Genomic DNA, 3,544 nt, shown 5'->3' with positions numbered 1-3,544 from the left:
TACTGCAGGGGGGACCCTGTGGGAGAGTAGGTCGCCGCCGAACTCCTTTTACGGGAAAGCCCCGTGTCCTTGTGGACACGGGGCTTTTCTGCGTTCACGGGTCCTTGCCTCACCCCTGTGCACCCGTGAGCAGTGGCCAAGGGTAAGGTCAGGGGGCATCATTGGCACTTTCTTCACAGGAGGCCCCCGGGTGGAGGTCCAGGAGACTCGGGTTCAGACGGACCGGGTACTCACCATCCCCAACATCCTCAGCATGGCTCGCCTTGTCGGGGTTCCGCTCTTCCTGTGGCTGATTCTTCGCCCTGTGTTCGGCGGCCCCCAGAGCGACGGCTGGGCCCTGCTGGTGTTGATGCTCAGCGGCATCAGCGACTACCTCGACGGCAAGCTCGCCCGCCGGTGGAACCAGATCAGCAGCCTCGGCCGGCTCCTGGATCCCGCTGCGGATCGCCTCTACATCCTTTCCACCCTCGTCGGCCTGACCTGGCGGGAGATCCTGCCACTCTGGCTCACCGCGGCACTTCTCGCCCGTGAGCTGATGCTCCTCGTGATGGTGGGAATCCTGCGGCGTCACGGCTATCCGCCGCCCCAGGTCAACTTCCTGGGCAAGGCGGCCACGTTCAACCTGATGTACGCGTTCCCCTTGTTGCTGCTCAGCGATGGAAGTGGTTGGCTTGCATCGCTGGCCGCTATTTTCGGATGGGCGTTCGCAGGTTGGGGTACAACGCTCTATTGGTGGGCAGGGATCCTCTACGTGGTTCAGGTACGCCGCCTCGTCAAGGCGGATGTAGCAGCCGATTGAGCTCGTTGATGCGGTGCCGTGCAGTGTGGCCGGCCCGCCGCTGATGACCCGGATGGTGCCCCGACGGGCGAAGTCGGCTAGACCGTCGTCTCTTCAAGGAGGACGTTTCCGACATGAAGGCCGTCGTGATGGCTGGCGGCGAAGGCACACGCCTTCGCCCCATGACCTCAAGCATGCCCAAGCCGCTTCTGCCCGTCGCCAATCGGCCGATCATGGAGCACGTGCTTCGGCTGCTCAAGCGGCACGGGCTGAATGAGACCGTCGTAACGGTCCAGTTTCTAGCCTCGCTGGTCAAGAACTACTTCGGGGACGGCGAAGAGCTCGGAATGGAGCTCAGCTATGCCAACGAGGAGAAACCGCTCGGTACCGCGGGAAGCGTGAAGAACGCAGAGGAAGCGCTGAAGGACGACACCTTCCTCGTCATTTCCGGTGACGCTCTCACCGATTTCGATCTCAGCGATCTCATCGCCTTCCACAAGGAAAAGGGCGGCCTGGTCACGGTGTGCCTGACCCGTGTGCCGAACCCTCTGGAATTCGGTATCACGATTGTGGACGAGGGCGGCCAGGTCGAACGCTTCCTGGAGAAGCCCACCTGGGGACAGGTCTTCTCGGACACGGTCAACACCGGCATCTACGTCATGGAGCCCGAGGTATTCGACTACGTCGAAGCCGACGTCTCGGTGGACTGGTCCGGAGATGTCTTCCCCCAGCTCATGAAGGAGGGCAAGCCCATCTACGGCTATATCGCCGAGGGCTACTGGGAGGACGTCGGCACCCACGAGAGCTATGTGAAAGCACAGGCCGACGTCCTTGAACGCAAGGTCGACGTCGACATCGACGGCTTCGAGATCTCGCCCGGCGTATGGGTCGCGGAAGGCGCGGACGTACACCCCGACGCGGTACTGCGCGGGCCTCTCTACATCGGGGACTACGCAAAGGTCGAAGCCGGCGCGGAGATTCGCGAGCACACGGTCATCGGGTCGAACGTCGTCGTCAAGAGCGGCGCATTCCTGCACCGGGCCGTGGTGCACGACAACGTCTACATCGGTCAGCACAGCAATTTGCGCGGCTGCGTGATCGGAAAGAACACGGACGTCATGCGGGCCGCCCGCATCGAGGATGGCGCGGTCATCGGGGACGAATGCCTGATCGGTGAGGAGTCGATCATCCAGGGCAATGTCCGCGTCTACCCGTTCAAGACCATCGAGGCCGGCGCCTTCGTCAACACCTCGGTCATCTGGGAATCGCGGGGACAGGCGCATCTCTTCGGCGCCCGCGGCGTGTCCGGGATCCTGAACGTCGAGATCACCCCGGAACTCGCGGTCCGGCTCGCCGGTGCCTATGCCACCACCCTGAAGAAGGGCTCGACGGTCACCACCGCACGGGACCACTCCCGAGGTGCCCGTGCTCTGAAGCGAGCCGTGATCTCGGCCCTTCAAGCCAGCGCCATCGACGTCCGGGACCTGGAGAACGTACCGATGCCCGTCGCGCGCCAGCAGACGGCGCGGGGCAGTGCCGGCGGGATCATGATCCGTACATCTCCCGGTGTGCCCGACTCCGTCGACATCATGTTCTTCGACGAGCGGGGCGCGGACCTGTCGCAGGCGCGGCAGCGGAAGCTGGACCGGGTCTACGCACGTCAGGAGTACCGCCGTGCCTTCCCGGGCGAGATCGGCGATCTGCACTTCCCGTCCAGCGTCTTCGACTCGTACACCGGATCGCTGCTGCGGAACGTGGACACCACGGGGATCGCCGATGCGGGGCTCAAGGTCGTCGTCGACGCGTCCAACGGGAGTGCCGGGCTCGTACTGCCCAGCCTGCTGGGGCGGCTCGGGGTCGACGCGCTGACCATCAATCCCGGGCTCGACGAATCACGGCCCACCGAGTCCGCCGAGACCCGGCGCTCCGGGCTCGTCAGGCTCGGCGAGATCGTCTCCTCGGCGCGGGCCTCGTTCGGCGTGCGGTTCGACCCGGTCGGTGAGCGGCTTTCCCTGGTCGACGAGCGGGGGAGGATCGTCGAGGACGACCGGGCGCTGCTCGTGCTGCTCGACCTCGTGGCGGCCGAGCGGCGCAGCGGGCGGGTGGCGTTGCCGGTCACCACGACTCGGGTCGCCGAGCAGGTCGCCGCTTACCACGGCACGCAGGTCCAATGGACGACGACATCGCCCGACGATCTGACACGCGTGGCACGCGAGGAGGGCACCATCTTCGGCGGAGACGGGCGTGGCGGCTTCATCGTTCCCGAATTCAGCAGCGTCTTCGACGGATCGGCGGCGTTCGTGCGGCTCCTCGGCCTGGTCGCCAGGACCCAGCTCACCCTGAGCCAGATCGATGCCCGCATTCCCCGCGCCCATGTCCTTCGCCGTGATCTCGCCACCCCCTGGGCCGTCAAGGGCCTGGTCATGCGGCGGGTGGTGGAGGCCGCCGGGGACCGCAGCGTCGATACGACGGACGGGGTGCGGGTGGTCGAGGCGGACGGGCGGTGGGTGATGGTGCTGCCGGACCGGGCCGAGGCGGTCACCCATCTGTGGGCCGAAGGGCCGGACGACGCCTCCGCGCAGGCGCTGCTGGACGAATGGGCGGCGATCGTGGACAGCGCAGGTCAGTGACGGTTCTCCCGGTGTGGGCGCGGGGGGCGCCCCCGGCCCCCCCGGCCCCCCCGGGGGGGCCGGGCCCTCCCGCACGGGGCCCGGGCGGGGCCCCCCGGGGGGGTCCCCCCCCCGTTCCGCTTGTCCGGATTGTGGC

Annotated in this window: 2 protein-coding genes; both read left to right on the top strand. The window is 66.7% G+C overall.

The window, feature by feature from the left end; genetic code table 11:
* The first annotated feature begins 190 nt into the window (after positions 1–190).
* Positions 191–799, top strand: a complete 609-nt coding sequence (locus ACFVH0_RS40400; RefSeq protein ID WP_362453691.1) for a CDP-alcohol phosphatidyltransferase family protein — start codon at positions 191–193, stop codon at positions 797–799.
* Between the two features lie 113 nt (positions 800–912).
* Positions 913–3,408: a sugar phosphate nucleotidyltransferase gene (locus ACFVH0_RS40395; protein WP_385828422.1), complete on the top strand. Its 2,496-nt coding sequence runs from the start codon at positions 913–915 to the stop codon at positions 3,406–3,408.
* The last annotated feature ends 136 nt before the right edge of the window (positions 3,409–3,544 follow it).

This window comes from Streptomyces sp. NPDC127117, from assembly GCF_042677325.1.
Taxonomy (GTDB): domain Bacteria; phylum Actinomycetota; class Actinomycetes; order Streptomycetales; family Streptomycetaceae; genus Streptomyces.
Note: the sequence above shows the minus strand (reverse complement) of the source record. Positions and strands in the feature narration are given on the sequence as shown.

Bases quoted from the DNA above. Each gene is read 5' to 3' on its own strand.
- ACFVH0_RS40395 (WP_385828422.1), top strand. From the start codon at position 913: ATGAAGGCCGTCGTGATGGCTGGCGGCGAAGGCACACGCCTTCGCCCC.